Source organism: Ruegeria sp. CDSB117 (assembly GCF_059611005.1).
In genome coordinates, this window is record NZ_JBXWOS010000016.1 from 17923 (window position 1) to 42612 (window position 24690).

Annotated in this window: 9 protein-coding genes; 4 read left to right on the forward strand and 5 right to left on the reverse strand. The window is 58.2% G+C overall.

Annotation, left to right across the window (positions count from 1 at the left end; translation table 11 throughout):
• Positions 1–2 precede the first annotated feature (2 nt).
• From AC2FJC_RS16640 to AC2FJC_RS16650, 3 genes are read left to right on the forward strand one after another with little or no spacing between them, the layout of a single operon-like run.
• Positions 3–1358: a TolC family protein gene (locus AC2FJC_RS16640; protein WP_496740325.1), complete on the forward strand. Its 1356-nt coding sequence runs from the start codon at positions 3–5 to the stop codon at positions 1356–1358.
• Positions 1346–3493 (forward strand): type I secretion system permease/ATPase, encoded by a 2148-nt coding sequence (locus AC2FJC_RS16645; RefSeq protein ID WP_496740326.1) that lies wholly within the window; start codon positions 1346–1348, stop codon positions 3491–3493. The genes AC2FJC_RS16640 and AC2FJC_RS16645 overlap by 13 nt, the downstream gene beginning before the upstream one ends.
• A complete protein-coding gene (locus AC2FJC_RS16650) occupies positions 3477–4787 on the forward strand; it encodes an HlyD family type I secretion periplasmic adaptor subunit (RefSeq protein ID WP_496740327.1) in 1311 nt (436 codons plus the stop codon). Before AC2FJC_RS16645 ends, AC2FJC_RS16650 begins: the two co-directional genes overlap by 17 nt.
• 422 nt (positions 4788–5209) lie before the next feature.
• Here the strand turns inward: AC2FJC_RS16650 and AC2FJC_RS16655 are convergent, their stop codons facing one another.
• A complete protein-coding gene (locus tag AC2FJC_RS16655) occupies positions 5210–5689 on the reverse strand; it encodes an invasion associated locus B family protein (RefSeq protein ID WP_496740328.1) in 480 nt (159 codons plus the stop codon).
• An 18-nt stretch (positions 5690–5707) separates the two neighbouring features.
• Complete coding sequence (locus AC2FJC_RS16660) at positions 5708–18910, reverse strand: hypothetical protein (RefSeq protein ID WP_496740329.1); 13203 nt, start codon at positions 18908–18910, stop codon at positions 5708–5710.
• 767 nt (positions 18911–19677) lie between these two features.
• Between AC2FJC_RS16660 and AC2FJC_RS16665 the strand changes: the two genes are divergently transcribed.
• Complete coding sequence (locus tag AC2FJC_RS16665; protein ID WP_496740330.1) at positions 19678–19821, forward strand: hypothetical protein; 144 nt, start codon at positions 19678–19680, stop codon at positions 19819–19821.
• Positions 19822–20360: 539 nt separating this feature from the next.
• Here AC2FJC_RS16665 and AC2FJC_RS16670 read toward each other — a convergent pair.
• The 3 genes from AC2FJC_RS16670 to AC2FJC_RS16680 form a co-directional block, all read right to left on the reverse strand.
• The gene (locus AC2FJC_RS16670; RefSeq protein WP_496725040.1) at positions 20361–21059 is read right to left on the reverse strand and encodes a response regulator transcription factor; all 699 of its coding nucleotides are present in this window, start codon (positions 21057–21059) and stop codon (positions 20361–20363) included.
• The gene (locus AC2FJC_RS16675) at positions 21059–22924 is read right to left on the reverse strand and encodes a PAS-domain containing protein (protein ID WP_496740331.1); all 1866 of its coding nucleotides are present in this window, start codon (positions 22922–22924) and stop codon (positions 21059–21061) included. The genes AC2FJC_RS16670 and AC2FJC_RS16675 overlap by 1 nt, the downstream gene beginning before the upstream one ends.
• 130 nt (positions 22925–23054) lie before the next feature.
• The gene (locus AC2FJC_RS16680; protein ID WP_496740332.1) at positions 23055–24587 is read right to left on the reverse strand and encodes a sulfatase-like hydrolase/transferase; all 1533 of its coding nucleotides are present in this window, start codon (positions 24585–24587) and stop codon (positions 23055–23057) included.
• Between the last annotated feature and the right edge of the window lie 103 nt (positions 24588–24690).

Consider the following 24690-nt stretch of genomic DNA (forward strand, 5'->3'; position numbering starts at 1 on the left):
AAATGCCTCTGATCTCCTGCAACTCTGGCCTAAAATATCTTGCCTGTCTGTGTATTCCTTTGATGGCGGCTTGCGCACCGCCACCCGACCTTACGGGCGTAGAGGTTTCTCTGTCAGCAGGTTCTGTCGGGGCTGGCGCGCACCCCCCCCTTCCACGTCTGACGCAAAGCGAGTTTGGTCAACGGGTGCGGGCGGCTGTCGAAACCAACCCAAACCTCGCACAAAGCGCGACACGACTGGAAATCGCAGACGCTGACGAAAATGCGGCCAAGAGTGCTTTCCTTCCTCGCGTATCAATGGGAATCAATGCGCGATCACAGCATGTGAATTCCGATATTGCAGACTTCACCCCGTATCTGCGCGTTTCGCAACTCGTCTATGACGGAGGCGCTGCGTCGGGCGAACTGGCTGCGGCTCAGGCTCGCGTCCTCGAAAGCCGGGGCAGTCAACTGCAAACCGCAGCGGCGCTGGCCCTTGCCGCAATCGAAGCGTATGTTGTGGTCCTTGATCGACGCAAGATCCTGGAAATCTCAGCCCAGAATGTTGAGGTACACGCTGAGATCGTGCGCCAGATCACCGAACGCAGCACGCAGGGCGTGGGCTCAAATGCAGACGTTTTGACCGCACGCTCGCGCATGGCAGACGCGCAAACGCAGCTTGCCGATGCAGAGGCTCGGACAGACAGGGCGGAGGCGCAGTACCAAGAAGTCTTCGGACGCCCACCGGGGGCACTTACCGCTCCGGTCGCTGCGCCCAAATTGGCCAGAACGGATTCGCAAATCGTTTTGGACAGCCCACAAGTACGACGTGCGAATGCCGCTTTGATCGCTGCAAAGGCCGAGCAAACTGCAGCCATTGCGCGGCGACAACCAGGTGTAGAAATCGCGACTTTTGCAGATCGCGATTACAGCAATGATGCTAATTTCGGTGTCGACCTGTCCGTAAACTATGAACTGGACAGCACCGGTCGACGTAAGGCTGCCATAGCTGCTGCCCAAGCTCAGGTGAAAGAGGCCGAATTCGCCCGTGAGACGTTAATTCGAGAAATCCGCCGCGAATTAGAGTTCATCCGGTCAGATCAGGACGCAGGCGCGGTTCGCCTGCAAGCGGCTCGTTTAGCTGCCCAGGCCAACGCCGAAAGCGTGGAAGCTGCGCGGGCCCAATTCACTATCGGCCGACGCAGCTTGGTCGAGATACTGGATGCACAGCGAGACTATGTGAACGCGCAGCAAAGGCTGATTTTGGCGGAACAAAGCTTCTTCCTCACAAACTACGCTGCCCTCAGCCTGACTGGGGACATTCTGGATTACCTCGGCATTTCGATTGCAAACACAGGTGAAGATTCATGGCCGCGTTGAACCCTTTGGCACCTAAACAAGAGCTTTCTCCGTTGGAAATTTGCCTGCTGCACGTCGCCTCGCATCTTGGTCGCTCAATCACGGTTGGGGCGGTTCACGCTGCGCAATCCGGCACCGCAAGCCATTTGACCCAGCGCGATGCACTCGAAGTGGCACGCCATGCCGGGTTGCAGGCGGGATTTGGGTCGCGAAAACTTGCGGATTTCGATGACACACTGGTCCCAGCAATTTTTCTGTTGGACGACAATAAAGCAGTTGTATTTCACGGGCGTACCAAGAGCGGCCGTTTTCTGATTTTCGACCCTGAGATGGGGGAAGGCATCGGAGAGGTTGAAGAAACAGTTTTAGGGAAAAGCTACACCAGCTACACACTTTTGTTTCGGCGCAGCCACAATGAGGAAACACCAGGTCGAAACAGGACCGCATCCGGGCATTGGTTTTGGTCGGCCATGTTGGCAAACCGCTGGTCCTATGCGCAAGTGGTGCTTGCCGCGGCGGTAGCGAATTTTTTGGGTCTTTCCACATCCGTTTTCATCATGGTCGTCTATGACAGGGTTCTTCCGAATGAGGCGACGGAATCCCTTATCGCACTGACCGCAGGGGTTGGTCTTGCCCTTTCTTTCGATTTCGCCCTCAAACTCTTGCGCGCTGGCTTTATTGATCGGGCCGGGCAAAAGGCCGACATGTTTATGGGGCGGCGCGTTTTTGACCAGGTTTTGAATATCAAAATGAAATCGCGGACCGGATCGACCGGTGCTATGGCCAGCACGATCCGCGAATTTGAAACTCTGCGCGAGTTTTTTACATCGGCAACTCTGGTCGCCCTCGTGGACCTGCCCTTCATCGCCCTCTTTATACTGGTCATTCACCTCGTTGGTGGACCTCTGGCGCTGATACCTGCCCTTGCCGTTCCGATTGTTTTGATTGCGGGCCTGGCAGTGCAACCAATGTTATCGCGCTTGGCCGAAAAAAGTTTTGCGGACGGTCAGTCAAAACAATCCGTACTGGTCGAGACCGTTTCCGGTCTTGAAACCATCAAAACAACCGCAGCGGCAAAACAAATGCGGGCGCGATGGGAAGATGCTATCGAGCGGCAGTCCTCTCATGGAATCCGCAGCCGGACAGTTACCCAATTCGCATTGAACCTGACAGGATTCACGCAACAGGCGGCGCAGGTCCTGATTGTTTTCTTCGGCGTGTTCCTGATCACTGAAGGGCAGGCAAGTATGGGTGCGTTAATTGCGTCTGTAATGCTGACTGGACGCGCGCTGGCGCCACTGGGGCAGCTTGCCCAGACACTCACACGTGTGAACCAGGCGCGCAGCGCGTATCGCAATCTGAACGCTTTGATGCAGGCGGAAAATGAGCGGCCGGAAGGACGCAACTGGATCAGTCGACCACATGCAAAAGGCCGCATTTCTTTCAAAGATGTGCATTTTGCCTATCCTGAACAAGCCGATGATGCCCTTTCAGGTGTCTCATTCGACATAGAACCGGGTGAAAAAGTTGCCATTCTGGGCGCGATCGGATCCGGGAAAAGCACCATCGCGCGTTTGATGCTCGGTTTATTCGAGCCGAAGACCGGTTCGGTAATGCTGGATGGGGTCGATATCCGTCAGATTGACCCCGGCGACTTACGTCGCAATGTCGGTTCAGTTTTGCAGGACGTTTGGCTTTTTTCCGGCTCAATTCGCGAAAACATTGCCAGCGGTGCGATCCGGCCCATGGATCAAGATTTGATCAGAGCGGGCCACGTGGCCGGGGTTGAAGATTTTATCGCGCATTGCCCCAACGGCTATGACCAACAACTGGCAGAACGTGGCGAAGGAATATCGGGCGGCCAGCGTCAAGCCATCGCGCTGGCCCGCGCGCTGATTGGACGCCCACCAGTGTTGTTGTTGGATGAACCGACCAGTGCAATGGATGTGAAGACCGAAGCCGAGGTTATCAAGCGTCTGAAACAAGAAACCAAAGACACCACAATGGTTATCGTCACACATCGGACCAGCCTGCTTGATCTGGTCGACAGGGTCATTGTGGTCGAACGCGGCCGGGTCGGCGCAGACGGTCCAAAAAGCATGCTGACCCAGCGCGCGCGCGCAACAGGGAGGCATCTGAATGTCGCGGCATCCTGACCTTGCCATGATGGCAAGAGAAATGCGGGGGAAATCTCCGTTGGGGGGATCTCTCCTGTTGCTTGTTATCCTTGCCTGCCTCGTCTCCGCCGGGCTTTGGGCCTACATGACGGAACTCGACGACGTGACCCGCGTGGATGGCCGGATTGTGCCGTCGGCGGACGTGCAGCTGATTGAGGCAACAGAACCCGGAGTATTACAATACTTGCACGTCGCGGATGGGCTGGTTGTCGACAAGGGAACGCTGTTAATGGAGTTCGACACAACGCAGATCGACAGTCAGTTGAGCCAGGAACAACAGCGCGCATTTGGATTGACGGCTCGTGCCCAACGATTGCAGGCAGAGATTGACGGCACGCAGCTTACTTTCTCAAAAATGCTCATTGAAGGCGCGCCAGAAGTGGTCAGATCCGAAACTGCTTTGTATCAGGGCCGTCAGGCGGAACTGGCCGCTGAAATTGCAATTCTGGAGCGACAACGTGAGCAGCGCCAGCGCGAGTATGAGGAAGGGCTGGTAGACCAGGTGACAGCCGAAGAGACGCTTGGGATTCTGGCCGAAGAACGCGCCATCATTACCCCCTTGGTGGAAAAACGGATGGAGCCTGCGACAACGCTTTTGTCGCTGCGCCGCAGTTCCGCTGAATGGGAGGGTCGCAAGGTCCGTGCAGTTGCAGTGACCAACAGGTTGAAAACCGGACTGAAAGAAATCGACGATCGTATTCAAGCCGCACATAGCAGGTTCCGGAGCGCAGCGCTCACCGACCTTGCGGTCTCGACAGCCGAACTCGCGGCACTTCGGCCGTCCTTACCGGCCTTGCAAGACCGCGCGGATCGCGCACAGATCAGATCACCAGTGCGTGGAATCATAAATCGCGTTCACCGGACAACGATTGGCAGTTTGGCACGCAGCGGTGAAGAACTGATCGAGATTGTTCCATTGGACGACAGGCTTCTGGTCGAGGCCTATGTTCGCCCCGAAGATATCGCGTTTCTACACGCAGGCCAGCCCGTTAAGGTGAAAATTACGGCCTATGATTTTGCGCGTTACGGCGCGCTGGACGGTGAGATCACCCGCATAGGCGCCAACACGGTGACAAGGCCCGAACGCAATGATGAAGAGGTCTTTGTCATCGAAATCCAGACACGTCACGCTATTTTGGACGGAAGCGGCGTAGCCGTCGAGATCATCCCGGGGATGATTGCGGAAGTGGATATCTTATCAGGCAAGAAAACGGTTCTAGACTACCTTTTGCAACCCGTAATTAAGATCAAAGATCGCGCCCTGCGTGAATAATCAAGCGCTGTGTGAAACGCAGGATCAGCGATTGTACCGCGAGTTTTTTGAGTGAACAAAGTCGGCTTCTTAGAGGGCACACCTATCCCGCAATCTCGGCCAACACCCGAAATCCGGTTGTTGAATTGCTAGGGTAACTGGCGTTTTAGAACTATGTTGGCAACTTCAATTGTAGCGGTTCCTATGTGATCTGACCGTTGGCTGTTTTTCCGGCAGTGTCTGTCCGGTCAAGTTTGGTACAGGAACTTTTCCTTCCAGATCTCTTGCCCTTGATCATGATTTGGAATGGCGTTTGTGGGGTATGGCTGCTCCCGGTACGATTATGGCGGCCTTCGTTCGATCAATGTTCCATGCCCGGCACGATCAAGGGTCCGATTTCGATGACCAGCACCAGACAGATGTCTGTATGCAAAAAACAGTCGTTACGGCAGAATATCTGATACCTTGCTGAATCCCGTCAGATCGAAACCAAAGGAGATTGGATCTCTTGCTGTGTTTTTACTTTCGATCGTAAATTGCTTACCGACCCGCATCGCAGACATCCACTCTGTTGAGACAGCGGAACGAACAAAGCAGCCTTGAGCCTCGCAGGTCAGAAACTCCAGACGCGCGACTTCGACGTCATCGACCTTTGCGATCACCCCCTCGGAAAACAGAAGACCAAACGGCAAGGTCAGCACGGCTTCGGTTTCATCTTTTCCCGCAGGCTTCACGAACGAAACGGAGGTAAGCCTCTGATTGTTTTCGGTCAAAACAATACTCTGGGTCATTTCACAGACCAGCTCGGTTCCGTTGCCCGGATTTCCACAATTTACCGACCACGGGAGTGTGCCGTTCTCTTGCGCGGCAAGAGGATGTGTCAAACCCAGTGAGATTCCTAGCGCACCAAGCCAAATTTTCATACTGCCGTCCCTCATTGCTCAAAATTGTAGCCCAAGGCCCAGACCAACCTGGAGAGCCTTGGTTGAGTCCCCGAACATATGGTCCAGGCTCAGATTGATAAAGCTGCTGTCATCCAACGCATACAGCCCCAATCGCGCCGAAACCAGCCCATGGGCGTCTCCGATAAAGCTGGTATTCGTAAACCCACCATCAGCTGCGCTTGCACCTGCAAAACCGGCGCTTACTGATACTGTGTCGTTCGACGAGATGATGGCGCCGGCGCGGAAGCTTACGCGTAGCTTTTGAGAGGCGCTGAGAATCTGTTCCGTCCCGATCTCAAGCGATGGGGTCAGGGAGTAGATCATCTCGCTATCATCCTGCAGGACGATCCCCGAAAGAGTTGCATCACCGTTGCTTTCTGTTGCCAGACGGGTGGCGTCAACAGCGATCTCGGGTCGCAGATAGGAAGTGCCACCGGCAAATCTGTGATCATAGGCAAAACTCAACCGCAGGTTCTGCTGGTTCATCTTGTGCTTGATCGAACTGACGCCAACGGTGTTAACCACGTTTCCGTTGGGCAGCACACCACTGATCCCACCGGACCGGTCGGAGTCATAGTCTGACCAACCGGCTGACAGCATGGCCGCGAACTCCCACGGGCCGGTGTATTTGGTCAGCGAAGCACCCAGATTGAACCGGTCACCGGTCGCATTGTACTGCGATCCGTTCCGAAGGCTTATTTGGTCGTGACCCAACGCGAAACCGGCATAGAGCTCATCCCCAACCGGCAAACGGACACCGGCAGACAGGTTGGTATTGTTGATGTCCAACTCATCGTAGATACCAGTCTGCTCGCGGTCGTAGAAAGACCTTCCTCCGGAGAACCAGACACAATTGCGTGGATCGTCTCCGGCTTGGTAATCGGTAAACCGCTCGCAATTATGCAGTGCGTCTGCGAATACCCGGTTGCCGTAGTAGGCATCAACTGCATCCGCAGCGTAGTCGGCCACAGTGAATGCACCGATTGCCGCGATGACGTCAGCTTCGGAGGTCATGTTCCCGATCAGGGCGAACAACTCACCTTGCGCAGCGGAACCCTGCCCGTTCAGCACCTGGTTGATGTAGTCACCAACGGCCGCCTCGTTCGCGTTCATGTTCGCAGTCGAATAGTCCGGAGTTATCACCAGATCAATCGAACTGCCGTCCGATGTCGAGCCGTTCAAGCCAATCGAGTAATCCAACACTACTGTGTCCTGAATCGTCGTACCCGCATCCGCAGCTGTCCCACTTGGGTTGACGATGACTAGAGGTAACGCCCGTTGAAGCGTATTGAGCTGTGGTGTCACTGTGCCGCCCATTGTGGCATTGCCACTGACATTAACCAGATCGCTATTGCCACCCGATGCACCCGTGGTGAGGAAATATACGTCGAAGGTCGAGGATGCCGTCGCACCAAAGGCTAGGCTTCCCGTCAGGTTCGTGGTTTGGCTGACGTTACCGGTAAAGACAAAGTCACCCGACTTAACAGTCGGCGTCATGTCCGTATTCAGACCCCAGTTCGCCCCCAAAACAAAGTCGCCATTCACTTGCATCAACCCAGAAGCGCCCAGATTGATCGTGTCCAGCGCATAAAAGGCGCCCTGTTCCTCGACGGTCAGACCGTTGGTACCCGCGCCAAGGTCCAGATTGCCCAGTGCCTTACCCGCCAACGAAATCTGTTCATTGCCGTTTCCGCCGTTCACCAACTGGTTATTCCCGGCGAGAAGCACTGTGTCCTTGGACAAAGTCAGCGCGTTGTTCGCGCCGCCGTCCACAACGATTGATGCAATTGCGTCTGCTTGCCCGGTCCCGCCCATGACGACGCCATCGAAGCCAAGTGTGATTGCACCCGCTCCGTCGCGCCCCTCGGATTGGGCCAGAACGCCGATGCTGCCTTCGCCCACGGACAGGATATTGCCGTTCAGCGCCATGTCGATGGTGCCACCGGCCCCGGCACCGCCCGCGGATCCACGGAAGACCGAATCCACCATGCCACCGCCACCGCCGAGCGACTGCGCCACAACACCAATCGCGTTTTCGCCGGTGGTAACGATATTACCGTTTTGGGTGAACGTAATGTCACCACCGTCACCGCCATTAGCAGGCGAGAGATTCACGGTGATTTGGCTTGCATCCAAATCTGTAGAGACGAGGCCGCCGCCGCCGCCTATGCTTTGGATTACGAAACCATGAGACCCAGAACCGTTGGTGGTGATGCCCCCGATATTGGTAAGATCAACGGTTCCGCCGTCACCGGTTGAATCGTCTTGCGCACCCAAAGTTACATCCAAACGTCCTAGTCCAGCGGCAACGACCTCGCCGCCACCCGCGCCAATGCTTTGGACACTCTGACCAAATGACCGATCACCCGTAGTGGTAACGTCTCCGTCCAGAGAGAGGTCGATATCACCGCCGTCATTGCGGAAACTTGGGTCGGAGCCCAGGATCACCGAAGCAGCTTTGTTTGTATTCGCGGTGCCAGCGCTGTTCAGCACAAGTTTACCACCCCCGCCTCCGATAGACTGCGCTGCACCGGCAGTGGAAAACGCGCCGTTCGTGCCCACATCTCCGGTCCGGCTGCCGTTCACGTCGCCGCCACTGGCGTCATCCGTGTTAATCGCACCCAAACGTGCTGTGATGTCGATACCGTCCCCGTCCTGAACATTGATATTGTTAGTGGATGTACCACCACCGCCGCCAATGCTCTGCAGCATCAAGCCGGTCGAGCGATCGCTTGTCGTCGCGATATTGCCGGTATGTGATTGCGCAACCTGACTGCCAGCCATGTCTGAAACTTCATCGCCACCCAAAGAGATGTCGCTGATATAGGAAGTGCCGGTTCCTCCAGCACTGGCAGTTTCGGTGGTGAAATCGACTGATGTTTCGGAATTACCACCACCGCCATTTACGGACTGAGCGAAAATAGCCTCGCTACTTGTCCCATTCACAAGAATGTCCCCGGTCGAATTGACGGTAACGGTTCCAACCGACCCAGTGGCACCCTCGCGCGCACCAAGCAGTTGCGACACCGTGTAATCCAACGCAGAGACCAGCGGGGATGACACTGAATATCCGGCGTTTCCGCCGCCGCCACCAACAGATTGCGCAAAGATGCCAAACCCGTTTTCTGCATTCACGACAATCGCGCCTGTATGGTTGACCGTGACGTCTCCACCATCTGCGCCATCCCCGCCCGAACCGCCAATGGCGATCTTCGAGTAGGACTTGCCTGTCATGGTGTTCTTGAGGTCATTTACATCCATCGCAACGGCCAGCCCGCCATTGCCGCCACCGCCGCCAACGGATTGCGCCATGATGCCGTATGCACCCGCGCCATCAACCCGGACGTCACCGCTGTTTGTTACGTCCACGTTGCCGGCGATGTTGCCGCTGCCTCCGGAACCGCCAATATTCAACTGCGCGGTCGGAGAACTGCTGTCGCCCGTCTTCAGTCGCAGCGTCCCAGTGATCGAACTACCACCATTGCCACCACCACCACCGATGGATTGGGCGAAGATACCATGCGCGGCTTCACCAGTTGTCACGATCGTCCCTGCATTGGTCACCAAGACGTTGCCGCCCGTGCCCCCAGTACCACCCGATCCGCCAAGACCGAATTGTAGTGCCCGCCGCGTGCTGGCCTCAGCCCCGCCATAGCGCCCGTCGACCGAGATCGTAGAGCCACCATTGCCGCCGCCGCCACCGACGGACTGCGCAAGGATGCCATGGCTCTCCTTACCGGTGGTGCGGATAGTGGCATCAGCTTCATTGACGACAGTTACGGTGCTGCCAGACCCGCCAGTGCCACCCGTGCCACCAATCAGAATGGCATTTGTCGTTGCTCCGTCCGAGGACCGGCCCAGAATGATGTTGCGCACCTGTTGCGCATCGCCACCCCCGCCGCCGACGGACTGCGCGTAGATGCCAATGGACTTGTCGCCCGTCGTCTGGATTAGGTCCCGATTTGTGACGGAAACCGCTGCAGACACTGCTCCGGTTCCGCCATTGCCACCAATGGACAGCGTCGCTGTGTTCCCGATGTCTTTGCGCAAGCTGATGATGCGGTTTTCAACCAAACCACCCATACCGCCACCGCCGCCAACGGATTGAGCGAAGATGCCATGAGCCATCGTGCCCTCGGTCGTGATGATCCCATCGCTGACTACGGTCACGGTGTCCGAAGTCATGCCGTCGCCGCCTGTGCCGCCGATGTTAACCGAAATTGTCGTGCCGACCGTCGACGGATTGACCACGGCTTTGATGGTGTCGAGGTTCGATTGACCCGCCTGAACCATGCCGCCGGTGCCACCCGCGCCACCGATAGATTGCGCCATCAAACCGACGGAACGATCACCGAAAGTCGCAATTCGCGCGGTGTTGGACACGTCGACTTTGCCGCCTACACCACCTGTGCCTCCTGTGCCGCCAATGGAAAGCGCAACAGACGTACCCTTACCGGCTGAATTGCTGGCCTTGCCACCATTGCCACCGCCACCACCGACGGACTGGGCAAACACGGCGTGAGCATCCGTCCCCTCAGTAACGACTGTTCCGGCGACAACTGTCGTCACATCGCCCGCTTCGCCACCAGTGCCTCCTTCAAGCCCGACTGACAAGCTGGCTTTGTTGCCCTTGCTGTCGCCGGTCTTGGGCGTACCTATGCTGACTGATGTCGAGGACGAATTGCCGCCGCCGTTACCGATGGACTGGGCGAAGAAGCCGTATGAACGGTTACCAGCAGTGCGAACGATGCCATTCGAGCTTGCATAGACATCGCCACCGCTTCCGCCGGTACCACCGGTCCGACCGATTTGAATATTCACGTTGCCGCCATCTACAGATGTCGAGGCAGAGTTGTAGCCCGCATTGCCGCCGCCACCGCCAACGGATTGGGCAAAAAGGCCATGAGAGTCCGTGCCGCTGGTCGTGATGTCCCCGGTATTGCGAACATCGACCGAACCGCCGATACCGCCCTCACCCGTACCGCCACCGACAGCCAGGCCAAAGCCCTTGTTGGTCGCGTCTGAGGCCAGTTCGTACGTCATACCAAGGTTCAAAGCCGCGTTGCCGCCGCCTCCACCAATGGATTGACCAAAGACCCCGTGGCTGCCGTCCTGCAGCGTAACGATGTCACCATAGTGATCGATATCCACGGTGCCGCCGTCCCCGGCCGTTCCAGCATCACCGCCTATGGCGATAACAGCCGACACGCCGGTTTTATTGCCGGAGGAGTCGGCAGGGTTCACCTTCCCTTCCAACTCATCAAGAACGGCGTTGTAGTTGGCAATTACCGAGTCATCGACGCCCGTGTTGGTGGGCGTTTTCCGGTCAGTTGAATCGCCGGTTCCGCCATTGCTCTTGCTTCCGGTGGTTTTACTGATGCCCACAACCGCGTTGATACCGGCATCACCGCCGCCGCCGCCAATGCTTGAGGCTTCGATCCCGTGCGAACCGGCACCGTCAGTCGTGATTGTACCCGCAGCCGCAGCCGCGGATCCACGCGCAACCGTGACATCGCCTGCATCGCCGCCGCCACCACCAAAGCCGCCGATACCCATAGCAATTGGCGAGCTGTCTTTCGTGCCGACGAAGGTCGCATTAATCCCACCGGTGCCGCCGCCGCCGCCTATGCTTTGGGCAAAGACACCGCGCGCATGATAGCCATTTGTCGAAATATTTCCAGATTGCGTAACTGAAACACCACCAGCATCAGCGCCGGTACCACCGTGGCCACCCAGGCCGCCCACAATGCTCAGATCGGTCTTGCCGTCGGAGTTGTTAGAGTCGCCATAATTCAGCTGTCCGGTCACGTTCAACGCGCCGTTGCCACCACCGCCGGCGATGGACTGTGCCAAAACACCGTGCTTCCAGTTACCTGCCACCGAAACGGTGCCGGTATGGCCCACGGTCACATCACCCGAAACATTGCCGTCGCCGCCAAAGCCGCCGACGCCAAAGGTAACCGAAGGGATCTTGCCATCTTTGCTCAGCGCAATACCGCCCGAAACGTTCAGACCGCCGTTACCACCCCCGCCGCCAATGGACTGTGCCATCAAACCAGCTGAGCCATCCGTATCCGGTTTTTCTTCGTTGAAGACACCCATATCGATGAACAAACGTTCGAGCCCGAAGGACGAGGCCAGCTCTTCGGTGTCGTCGACAATCGTGTCGCCGAGGAAATCGCGCAGCTTGTCTTCAAATGTTGTCGTATCGGGGATAGAGATATCGTCCGGGTTGGTTGTGACTGTGATGTCAGCCTGCGACGTGACCGTGACGTCCCCTGCCTTGCCGCCGTCACCGGCGAAACCCCCTACACCAACAATCAACGAGCTGTCGGATACGATACCACCCGACACATTCAGGCCGCCATTGCCGCCACCGCCGCCAAGGGATTGGGCCAACAGACCGGATTGGCCGGTTCCGTGCGCCCTGATCGTGCTGCCTGCGCCGATATTCACATCGACATTCCCGGCATCACCGCCGCCGCCGCCGAACCCACCGACGCCCACGACCACCGCATAGGACTTGCTGCTGTCCGTTTGGCCCGCACCCGGCTTGCCGCTGATCGCGATGCCGCCGGAGACATTGGTACCGCCATTGCCACCGCCACCGCCCAGCGACTGCGCGATGATACCACTGGCGCCTTTGCTTTGGTCGACGGCAAATGTGCCGTCGGGTTGCCTGACCATCGGAACAGCCTGAACATTTCCGGTGTAGTCCAGATCAACATTGCTGGCATCGCCACCCGATCCGCCAAAGCCGCCAACACCAGCCGCGACCGAAAAGATTGTGTCCGACCCCGAGGGCTTTGTCAGCGCCAGAGAGCCAGAGATATTCACGCCGCCTGTGCCGCCACCACCACCGAGGCTCTGCGCAAATACGCCATGTGATCCGTCGCCAGCTGTGACTACATTACTTTCCACATCCAGAGTTACCGCCCCGGCATCGCCGCCGCCGCCGCCAAAGCCGCCAAGGCCCAAAGTCACCGCCGCGCCGGATTTACCAGTCAGGTTAACGGCACCCGAGACGTTGAGGCCGCCATTGCCGCCGCCGCCGCCAACGGATTGCGCCATGACACCGATGCTGTCAGCACCGGTTGTGACAACCGAGGTCGTCGCGGTTCCATCCGTGCGGGACCGCAACGTGCTGATCACTTCGCCAGCGTTACCGGCGCCGCCACCAAAGCCTCCAACGCCAAGGCTGACCGATCCACCATTTTCCTGACTGATGCCCAATGAGGCCGAGATATTCGTGCCACCATTGCCACCACCGCCACCGAGACTCTGTGTCAGAATACCTGTGCTACGATCTCCACTGGTGGAAACCCCACCGGTGATGGTCGATTGCGCCAGTGCGCCAGCGTCCGCGCCACCGCCACCGAATCCACCGACACCGATTCCCACGGCCGCATTAGCCGACCGGGACAGGGACAAAGCGGACGAGATATTGGTACCACCATTACCGCCACCACCGCCCAGGCTTTGCGTCAAAATGCCGACTGAATCATCTCCCGTCGTTGTTACATCGCCCGTGACTTGCTGCGTGACGTTCCCCGCCGCGCCACCGTCGCCACCAAAGCCACCAACGCCGATCCCGAGACCGCCTGAATAGTTGCTGGCCACCGAAATCGCGCCGGAAATATTCGTGGCACCGTTACCGCCGCCGCCGCCGAGGCTTTGGGCAATAATTCCGGCCGAACGTGAGCCCGAAGTGCTGACATTGCCCGAGAACGTATTGTCGACGGCCCCGCTGGTACCGCCACTACCGCCAAAGCCGCCCACTCCGATGCCTGCAGCACCGGACCCTGTGCGCGCAATGCTGAGGGCGCCTGAAATGTTGACGCCGCCATTGCCACCGCCGCCTCCGACGGACTGAACCAGAACCCCAGTCGCGTTATCGCCGCTTGTGGTTACGTCTCCGGTAACCGAACCAGTGGCCGCACTTGCATTACCGCCGTCACCGCCAGACCCACCGATGCCAACGCCAATTGCACCGCCGCCGGTGCCCGAAATATTCACGGCCGCAGAGACATTCAGCCCTCCGTTACCGCCGCCGCCCGCGGCAGACTGAACCAAAACACCGCCCGAGTTATCGCCGGCCGTTGTGACATCACCCACAACCGTGCCGTTGGCCGTATTGGCATCACCGCCGCTGCCACCGCTGCCGCCAAGCCCGACAGATGCGCCCCCGCTGCCGGTTCCGGCAACCGTGACTGTGGCAGAGACGTTCATGCCGCCGTTGCCGCCACCGCCGCCAAGACTTTGAACTATGAACCCGCCGGACTCGTCCCCTTGGGTCGAAACGTTGCCGTTTAGAGTGGCCTCAGCCGTTCCTCCGTCGCCACCCGTTCCAGATGCGCCGCCCAGACCAACGGATGCGCCACCCGATCCCGTACCTGCCGCTGCAACCGCAACTGAGATGTTCATTCCGCCATTACCACCACCGCCGCCGACGGATTGCGCCAGCAGACCGGTCGAGGTTTCGCCCAACGTCACAAGGTTCCCCGTCACGCTTGCTGTTACCGCTGAGGCATCGCCTCCGCCAGTTCCCCGACCACCTAAACCCACTGCAGCTGCGCCAGAACCAGTTCCAGCACCGCCGACGGATGCAGAGACATTAAAGCCGCCATTGCCGCCGCCACCACCGATGGACTGGGCAACAACCGCGCTTGATTGCGAACCTTCGGTTTGCACATTGTTCGCAACCGTCAGACCAACGACACCGCCGGTGCCACCGCCACCGCCAGATCCGCCCAGACCGACGCTGATTGCGCCAGACCCGGTGCCCGCACCAGCCAATGCAGGTGAAATGTTGAAGCCACCATTGCCGCCGCCGCCGCCAACGGACTGTGCCAGAATACCAACTGAAGCATCGCCTTTGGTCACAACGTTGGCCGTTGTGCTCGCGGTCACCAGGCTGCCGTCGCCTCCGTCCCCGCCTGAGCCCCCCAGCCCAACCGAGACTGAACCCGCTCCGACGCCTGCGCCTGACAAGGTCGGCGAGACGTTAAAGCCGCCATTACCACCGCCGCCGCCAAGGGATTGCGCAACAAAACCGCTGGAAGCGAAGCCATCGGTCAGAATAGTGCCATTTGAGGTCAGCGTCACGTAGCCGCCATCACCGCCCGTATCACCAGACCCGCCCAACCCTACGCTGACCGCGCCACTACCGGTACCAGCACCCGACAGAACCGGCGAGACGTTGAACCCGCCATTGCCGCCGCCGCCGCCGATGGATTGCGCCACGACGCCCGAGGACTGATCACCACGGGTTTCGACCGAATTGTTCGAAGTTGCGATGACGGTGTTGCCATCTCCCCCGCCAGCACCATCGCCGCCAAGGCCAACCGAAACTCCGCCCCCGCCAACGCCAGATCCCTGGACCGAAGCACTGACGTTGAACCCGCCATTGCCGCCGCCGCCACCGATGGATTGGGCCAGAAACGCCGTCGCCGAGTCGCCCTGAGTCAGGATTGTCCCGCCGGAGGTCAGAGTGACCGCGCCGCCATCGCCGCCTCCAGCTCCGTCGCCGCCAAGCCCCACGCTAACTGCACCGGACCCGACACCGGCGCCTGCGCCTGTGCCCGAGACGTTGAAGCCGCCATTGCCGCCGCCGCCGCCAATGGACTGAGCGACTACGCCGGACGACCTGTCCCCAGCCGTTACGATTGCATCCGTGGTTGTCAGATTTACCGTGCCACCAGTTGCACCTGTGCCACCGCTGCCGCCCAGCCCAACTGAAACGGCACCGCTGCCCACACCCGCGCCCGCGAGTGAGGCGCTGACATTAAAGCCTCCATTACCGCCGCCGCCGCCGACGGATTGCGCCAGAACCGCTGTTGAATCCGCACCAGTCGTGCTGACAGTTCCGGTAACCCGACCAGTCACTGATCGACCGATCCCACCGCCGGACGCGTCGCCGCCCAAGCCAACCGTAACCGCGCCGCCACCAGCGCCTGCACCGGCTACCCCGGCGGTTACGTTGAAACCGCCATTGCCGCCACCGCCGCCGATAGATTGGAATACGACACCGCTGGAATTGTCGGAAAGCGTGGTCACGTTGCCCACGACCTGTCCTTCAACAATGCCGCCATTGCCGGCTGTTGCACCGCCGCCGCCAAGTCCGACACCAATCGAACCAGCGCCTGCGCCACCAGCGGCCACACCGGCCGTCACGTTGAAACCGCCGTTACCACCGCCACCGCCGATGGACTGGATCACAACACCGGTCGAGCGCAGTCCCTCGGTGCGGACATCACCATTGACAAGAACACCGGTCACGCTGCCGCCGATACCGCCGCTGCCGCCTTCGCCGCCAAGCCCGACACCAACGGTTCCTGCACCGGCTCCGCCTGCGGCCAGACCCGCGGCGACACTGAAGCCGCCATTGCCGCCACCGCCGCCGATGGACTGAACTACAACAGCACCAGAGTCATCGCCCCGCGTTGTGACGTTTGCGTCAACCTGTGCGGTTACTGCGCCGCCGTCACCGCCACCGCCGGCTTTGCCGCCAAGGCCCACACTGACAGACCCAGCAGCCGCCCCGCCAATATCGGCGCTCGCGCCGACGCTGTAGCCGCCATTGCCGCCGCCGCCACCCACGGACTGTGCGACAACACCGCTGGAAAACGCTCCGCTGGTTTCGATGTTTGTCCCGCCTGCAATCAGGGTGACGTCGCCGCCGATCCCGGCACCGCCGCCATCTCCGCCAACACCCACGTTGATCCCAATTGCCGCCACGCCGCTTGCGCTGACACCGGCTGCGATGCTGCCACCGCCATTGCCGCCGCCACCGCCAACGGACTGTGCGATCAAAGCACTCGAACTGGTTCCCGTCGTTGTGATGTCAGCCTTGGTATAGACCTGCACATCGCCGCCGTCGCCGCCACTGCCAGCCTCACCGCCGATACCAACCGAGACATTGCCGGAAAACAGCGCCGAGGCACCACCGGTTGCCGCCACAGCCAATCCGCCATTACCACCACCGCCGCCAACGGATTGAAAAAGCATACCGGTCGAGCGGTTCCCGGTTGTGACAACGGTGCCTTCAAACCCCGCAGCCGTCGGAGAGCCACTGCCGTCAAACTGGCCGACCGTGACCGTGCCGCCTTTGCCACCCGTGCTACCATCGCCGCCGACACCAACCGCCAAAGAGCCCGAAACCGGGCCGCCAGACACCGCAACAGAAACCGCATATCCACCATTGCCGCCTCCGCCGCCAACGGATTGCAGCATGACGCCAATTGCATCGTCGCCGCCTGTCTGCACAGACGCAGACCCGCTGCCGCTGATTGACACATCGCCACCGTCACCGCCACTGCCGGCAGAGCCACCAACCGAGACCGAAGCCGCGCCAAAGGCACCAACCGCCACGGATACAGCACCGCCACCATTGCCGCCACCGCCGCCGACGGATTGTGCGAACACACCAGTGGAGCGATCGCCCGAGGTTTGAATTGCAGATGGCTGACTGCTGTCGGTGTTCGACAATGTGACGTTCACGTCGCCGCCTTTGCCTCCGGACCCGCCATCGCCGCCGATGGCAACGCCCACGAATGCGCCGACCGCTCCGGAAGAACCGCCATTGCCGCCACCGCCGCCGATGGACTGGGCCAGAATGCCCATCGCATCATCTCCGGTCGTGGTAATGATCCCGTCATTGACGATGGTCACAGTTGATCCAGCGCCACCGCCGCTGCCGTTTCCGCCAACGGATACCATTCCGGCGGACGAGCCACCGTCGCCGCCACCTCCGCCAATCGACTGAGCGATGATTCCGCGCGCGCCGTCGCCCCCGGTTTGGATTTGTCCGTAGTTACTGACGCTTACTGCAGCTCCTGTGCCTCCTCTTGACCCGGTGCCACCGATTGCGACCAACCCGTACGAGTTCGCACCCGTTCCACCACTGCCGCCAATAGATTGCGCCATGACACCATCGGCACCTTTGCCTGAGGTCAGAATGCTGCCGCTGCCCTGAACCGTCACGCTAACGGCACTGCCGCTGCCACCGTTCGATCCGACACCACCCAGAGACAACGCAACCAACCCGCCCCCTGCGCCGCCGGAACCGCCGCCACCGCCAATCGACTGCGCCACGATCCCGCGAGAGAAATTGCCCTGCGTCTCAATAGCGCCAGCATGGGAAACCGTGACCGCGCCGCCGTTACCGCCGTTGTCAGCACCGCCGATCAGGGACACCAATAGGTTGCCGCTGGTCCCTGCGGACCCACCCGAACCCCCAATCGACTGTGCATAAATCCCGTTCGCATGGTCGCCGGTTGTCAGAATGCTGCCGGTTGATGTGGTATTGACTGTCACAGCACCGCCGCTGCCGCCATAGCCGCCGTCACCTGAAGATCCTACCAGGCCCCACTGCGAGCCGCCATTTCCACCATTATTCGAAACGCTCAGTGCATAGATACCATCGGCGGAATCTCCGGACGTCGAAATCTCACCTCTCTGCGTGACGGTCACATTGCCGCCATCCGCTGAATGCCCGCCAGTTCCACCGCCTGGGGCGGCGAACCCGCTGCCGCCATTCCCAGCCTCACCACTTCGACTGAATGCGAAAATGCCGTAATTGCCACTGCCCGAGGTTTGGATTGTGCTGCTGCTGGACTGTGTCGCGTTGACGGTGCCGCCCTTGCCGCCATCGCCGCCATCGCGTCCGTCCCAGAAGCTCAGGTAGGAATCACCACCGTTGCCACCATCGCCGCCGACGCTACCGATCTGCCACCCTATGTTGCTGGTGGCGTTGACATCACTGCTAAGGGTCTTTGTTTGCGTCGGACCAGTTGCGCCATTGCCGCCTGAGCTAGGCGGTACAACCAACGCGCCATCACGGCCATTGCTCCCATCCTGACCATAGACAACTTGGTTCACGCCGTTCGGTCCCGACACATCTTCAGGTGGTGTCACCGCACCTGGAGTCCCAGAGCTGTTGAAATTGCTATTGTACTGCGACAGCGTCAATTGAGTGGACAAACCGGCCGTACCGGATGCACCAGAATTGCTAATTTGAGCCGTTGTTCCTGAAATGGATACAATTTCAAATGCTAGCGGAGGATTGTCGGAATTGTAGATTGTGTCCCCGACATCTTTAACTAGGAAAACGTAGCCATCTGCTGTCTCTACAAATGCTGTTGTTCCGGCTGTAGGCGTCGAGGCCGGGTCGACAATCAGTGCGCTGACAGTGGTATCCATACCTGTCACCGGGTTGGCCACCGTGTCGCCTACTTTTGCGTCTGCCGTGGGCGCTGCGAATAAAGGTGTTGAAATTAAAGTATAAAAAGAAACAGCCAGCAGCAAACTTGACTTCTTGGACACCCTTGCACCCCACATACGACTTAGTCACAACACATGGGGGCAAACTGCGTTCGCGCAGAACGGCAACCTACAATTCGAATTTCCCCATCACATATCGGAATAAAATAAACACAAGATTAAGGCGATAATTCGAATTAAATTGCTTTGTTGGAGTTACTCCGCGCTGATTGCCAAAATGCAACATTGAGCCTCAAATCAATACTAAAATTGATCGGAAGTGTTTTGCACGCAAAAACCCCTGTCTGTCACAATTCACGATGGAAGGTCACACTAAGAAATCAGCAGGGCAACTCGGCCGGTGCTGTCACGTTGACTGTCGTTAAGTTGCACATGTTAGCAATCATGCGTTGATGACTTCGATGAATTCATCGTTAGTCTGCTACTTGCGCTATCGATTGCCTCGCTAGGACAACTCCCACACGGTGTGGCTCTATTTTTGCTTCAATTCGAGCCTGCGTGAAGTAAAAGCGATGATACTACGCGAGACCAGCGCGACCTTGCGATGTCTTGAATAATGAAGTTGTTATGAACCCCTCCGAACGCAATTATCGGCTTTGGCGCGTGATCGGTCAGGCTGGAGCGTTGCGCTGGCCTAGTGTAATATCCAGCTTGAAACCCGCACTCCGGCCCTCGCTCTCGGCCGGATGGGTAATGCCGATGCTACGGCACTGGAAAACTACGAGTTTCTGGATGTTGGTCTGGAAGACGGATCATTGACCGAACTTCTGCGGTCCAGGGGATTGATCGTAGCGGGACGTGACGAATGGGCAGGCGTTTTGCCCGCCTAGTCAGACGAGGACGCGTCATGGTTATTGTCCATGGATGGCACGCAAACCCAGATCAACAAGTGGAGGCACGACTATTGTGAAAACAGGTCATATTCTTCGCTCGGAAACTTGACGCTGAACGTAATCGTGGCCCAACTAACCGAAACCCGAAAGGCCGCATGAATACCTGACCGGAAACCGGGAGAGGTCAAAGCCAACCGTGCACCAACTTTCAATTTGAACCGCTCAAGTGGCGCTGCTCCTTGCCAATTGAGCAAGCCGCAGAAACAGAGGGAGTCCGGGTGTGAACTGACTTTTTCGTGCTATGTTGACGCCTCAATAAATTTGCACCCACTTACCGCGAACTCGCAGATAGGTTTCATCCAAACGCGTGGGGAAGTGGCAGCGTTTCAAGGAAATCACTCAGAAACCTGCTCGCGATTGATTAACATCAACAAGCACCAAGGCATGCGTTTTCGTCTACCTCAGTCAAAAAACCGCGACACGACCGGAACAGCGCCCTGTCTTTTTGTGCGGCAGGTCGTCGTTTTGACCAGTGCTTACCATTCAACATCGCCCAAAAATATATATCCGGCACCATAAATTGTCTTGATCAGGCGAGGGTTTTTGGGGTCTTCGCCCAGTTTGGTCCGCAACCTGGAAATTCTGACATCCATCGCACGATCAAAACTGTCGCCGGCAGCACCACCCAGAGCATCTTGCATCTGAGTGCGGCTGATCAATCGCTTGGGACTTTCCAGAAACAGCTTCAGAACTTCGCCCTCTGCATGGCTGAACGGAGTTTCGGCACCGGATCCGTCTTCTAGGATGTAGCGATCAAAGTAGGCCGTCCAGCCGTTGAAACGTGCCACGTCAGATTGTGCGGTCTGCGCCTTGGGGGATCGCAACCGCGCCCGAATGCGTGCCACAACTTCGGCCGGGTCGAACGGCTTGGTAATATAGTCATCCGCCCCCAGTTCCAGACCGGTGACGCGATCCTGTACCTGCGCACGACCAGAAATGATGATGACCGAAGCCCCCTGCTCCAATGCCAGCCGATGGACCAGTGCCAACCCATCCGTATCCGGCAGGGACAAATCAACCAGACATACGTCCGGCGTAACCCGTTTGAGCGACGCTTCGAATTCCCGCGCGCGCGCAAAGCTCTGTGTGCGAAACCCTGCTTCTTCAAGCGCGTCGGTCAGAATGCGCCGTATCTCGGGCTCATCATCGACAATGGTTACCAGCGGTTGGGTCATCAGGCAGCCTCGTCACGGATCAGGGCAGACAGTTGCGCCCGGGTGAAGGGTTTCCGCAGCACCGGCGCGCGTTTCAGCGCCTCGCGATACAACGGATCGGAATAAGGCAAGGATGTCATAAGGATACGGGGCAACGCGGGCTCCAGTTTTGCCAAAAGATCCAAACCCGTCTCCTGCCCTTCAAGGCGAATATCGGACAGCACCAAAGCAATGTCTTTGACATCTTTTGCCAGGGTGATGGCTTCGTCACAAGACGTCGCCTCAATTACTGCAAACCCGATGTCGACCAACATATCGCGGAACTGACTGCGCAGATCGTCGCTGTCTTCGACCAACAGAACCAACCCTTCCTGTACTGGCAGGGCTGCTCGGTACGGCAGTCGCAAAATGACCGATGCACCTGACGGAGTATTGCGCAAACTCAGGTCGCCGCCGGCCAGCTTGACGGTGTCGTAGACCATCGGCAGACCAAGACCCGACCCTTTGTCGCCTTTGGTTGTGAAAAACGGGTTCAACGCCTTTTCCAATGCATCTTTCGAAAACCCGGGGCCAGTGTCTGACACTGCGATTTCGGTCCATATCTCACCAATGGTATGGGCGCTGATTGTGATCTGGCCGGATTCTCCACAAGCATCCCGCGCGTTCAAAACCAGGTTCAGCAAGGCGTCCTGAACCATCCCGGGATCCAGCATCAGAGCTTTGTCCGGCAACGTATTAACCACCGACAAGCCGACCCCGCGCGGCAGGGATGGAGAGGCCAGAATGCGCAAATCCTCAAGCAATCCGCGCATGTCCGTCGCTTTGGGTTGAGGTGTCCGGTTACCCGTCATATCGGCGATGCGATTCAACAGTTGCCCACCCCTGCGCGCTGTCTGCTTGGTCGCGTCAATCAGCTCACGAGCATCTTCCGGCAAATCCATCTTTTCCAGCCTGGACTGCATGCCCAGAATAATGGTCAAAAGGTTCGAGAAATCATGCGCCAACCCGCTGGTCATTTGTGCGGCCATCGCGCGGCGACGGGTTTGTTGCAGCGCGACGCGCGCTTGCGTTTCCTCAGTGATGTCGACGGACATGATGTAAACACCACCTTCGCCATCAGGTGTGAAGGATACGCGAATGCGCCTGGAATCCTGATCCTCGGTAAATTCGAAAACAGAGGTTTCTCCGGCATAGGCCTTTTGCAGATGCGCCTGGACCCGTGTAAAAGCGGCAGAGCCCAAAGCCTTAGAAATGTGCATACCCAAGATCTCGGACGGGCGACCTGGCATGACCGAGTTTAGCCGCCGGTTGGAGTAATCGTAGCAGCCTTTGGCGTCCAGATGTGCAATATGGGCCGGCATCATCTCGGTCGTCATACGGGTGCGCGCTTCGATCTCTGTCAATTGGCGTTTGGCTTCTTCCAAAGCCGAGTTTGTGGCCGCCAGTTTTCTGTTCGTTGCTGACAGTTCTTCAGCTCGGTCGAGCAACTGACCAGACAGCTCCTCGGAACGGGCACGCAACAGGGCCTCAGCCTGTTTGGTATTGGTGATGTCCGTGTAGACCGCCACCCATCCGCCTTTGGGCAGGGGGGCCCCTTCGACCGATATGACCTGGCCATTGGCCCGAACACGTTCGATATAGTGAGTTTCGAAGGTCAGAGCTTGATTGACACGCAGATCGACAGCCGCTTCGACATCATCGACATCGCCGTATTCGCCACTGGATGCGAGGTGTCGGATTGTGTCACTGAACAATGCGCCGGGCTGAACGAGATGGTCCGGCAAATCGAACATTGTCTGAAACGGTCGATTGCTGACCACCAGCCGAAGTTGGCTGTCATAAATTGACAGAGCCTGGCCGATCAGATTCAGACCGGCCGTCGTCATGGATTTTATCTGTTGCTCGGTTATTTCCAAATCCATCCTCCCCGCGACACATGCGTAACACCGGATCTGTTACAGGTGTAGAGGGCAACAGCGCGACAGGTTGGAAAAACGGGTCGCAAATATTTTGCGTTCAATACCTGGATTTGGTCCTGGGACCATCCGCCGTAATGGAATCCAGGGACAGTGTATGATCCATATTTTGCATGCGATGGCGCAACATTTGTCTGGTTAGGCGCATCAAGACCGACATATATTCGGGATCATTTGCATTGTTCCGCAATTCTCCACCATCCTGCTGATCAAACAGCATGGGCGGAAGGTCTGCGGCGAACTCGACAAGCGTGAAACGCTCATCCCTCAGGATGCCAAGGCACGAGTTGCTATTGCCCGTCCCCAAAACCTGCTGCCAGATTGTTGGCTGCTCGGGTTCGGCAAAATCCAATTCGCTGAAGGAATATGTGCGCCAATCGTCGGGGATTTGCCCTTGCAACAGCGGCAGCAACGACCGGCCGTCCATGGAATTCGGGATCGGCTGGCTGACCCAATCCAAAATCGTCGGCGTTATGTCGATGGATTCCGTCGGTACCGAGATCACCGATCCGGCGTGCGATTGATTGTTGGGGTCCCTAATCATCAATGGCGTTTTATAGGCGGCGTCAAAGACCGCCATCTTACCCCAGCTGTGTCGGTCGCCCAGCATCTCTCCGTGGTCCGCAGTGATGACAACCATCGTGTTGTCGTATTGACCACTGTCCTTCAGGAACTGGACGACACGCCCGATGTGATGGTCAACCTCAGTTGCAAGACCCAGATAAACCGCGCGCAGCGTTTGGATGTTTTCAAGCGTCGGCTCAACCCCGTCAAAGCCCAAAACAAAGTCACCGGCGGAGGTATTGTCAATTGTCGGGCCAATAAACGGGTGCATCGCCCGTTCATCCATCGGATCAGAGAACCCTGCGGGTCGGGGCAAGGTCGCTGGGTCACACATATCGTTGTATGGCGCCGGGGCGACCAATGGCGGGTGTGGTCGAATATAGGTCAGATGGGCAAACCAGTTTTTGCCGACATAAGGCGCCATGCTGTTCAAGAACACGTCGGTCAGGAACGCAGTATCACTGTCTTCCGCCCGATACATCGCCGGGTCATTCAACCGGGGATCACCCCCATCCGGCGCGACCGGCTTGTGAACGTCCCAGTAGTTTTCGAACGCATAACCCTTTTGCATCAGATGTCCGCGCCAAGGATAGGATTCCTCCAACCGCATTTCGAGGACCTCATGAAACCCAGCCATCGGGTGTTCATAGGATTTCAGGATCGGATCGTTGTGATCATGCACCCTAGGGTCGGCGGATGTATCCGTGTATCCAAACAGCATGGGCAGATAGCCGGCTTTGCGCATTTCGGTCGCGATGTTCGGGGTATCATGCCGCAACGGGGTTCCATTGCGAACCGACCGGTGGTTCATCGCATATTGCCCGGTCAGGATTGACACACGCGAAGGGCCACAGGGGTTGGTCACCGAAAAATGCCGGTCAAACGTCACCGCCTCGTCCATGAATGCACGCAGGTTTGGCAGATCGACATGGGCCGCTAAAGCGCCGTTCAGACAGTCGGCGCGCAACTGATCTATGATGATGAACAAAACATTCTTAACGTGTCGCATTTCGCTCTCCCTGATTCCACGTCAGTGGCGCCAGAGCGAACTCTGTCTTGGTTCGCAGAACCCCGCAACACCTGAGTCACGACTCGTCAGGTTTTCGCCCCGC